Annotated in this window: 1 protein-coding gene and 1 pseudogene; both read left to right on the top strand. The window is 43.7% G+C overall.

Features of this window, described 5'->3' with window-relative positions; all coding sequences use genetic code 11:
- Positions 1 to 170, top strand: a 170-nt coding sequence (locus tag KIV40_RS35690) for a hypothetical protein (RefSeq protein ID WP_375164955.1), incomplete at its 5' end; no start/stop codon positions are given.
- Positions 171 to 172: 2 nt separating this feature from the next.
- Positions 173 to 645 (top strand): annotated as a pseudogene (locus KIV40_RS34490) (chondroitin lyase); the annotation flags it as partial.

Below are 645 nucleotides of genomic sequence, written 5' to 3'. Positions count from 1 at the left end.
AAATTGAAACGAATACATCTCTTGTCACAGTAATGATCAGCAACCAATTGGGTGCGACTGACACTACTGAACACAAAGTCGAATTAAATGGCAAAACGTACAGCTGGACAGGTTTCTGCTCTCTAGAAGAGAACCTAATTGACTCAACTTCAGCTGGTCAGGAGAAATAAGAATGAGCTATCAACCACTTTTACTGAACTTTGAAGAAGCAGCAGAGCTTCGTAAAGAACTTGGCAAGGATAGCCTATTAGGAAAAGCACTGACTCGCGACATCAACCAAACTGACGCTTACATGGCTGAAGTAGGTATTGAAGTTCCGGGACACGGTGAGGGCGGCGGTTACGAACATAACCGTCATAAGCAGAACTACATCCATATGGATCTAGCGGGTCGTCTATTCCTTATTACAGAAGAGACAAAATACCGTGATTACATCGTAGATATGCTAACGGCTTACGCGAAGGTGTACCCATCGCTAGAGAGCAACACTAGCCGTGATTCAAACCCACCGGGTAAGATCTTCCACCAAACACTGAATGAAAACATGTGGATGCTGTACGCTTCGTGCGCATACAGCTGTGTTTACCACACGATTTCTGAAGATGAAAAAACGCTGATTGAAAACGACCTATTTAAGCAGATGAT

The organism is Vibrio sp. D173a (assembly GCF_030248475.1).
The sequence above is the reverse complement of the archived record's forward strand: the minus strand, read 5'-3'. Positions and strand labels throughout refer to the sequence as shown.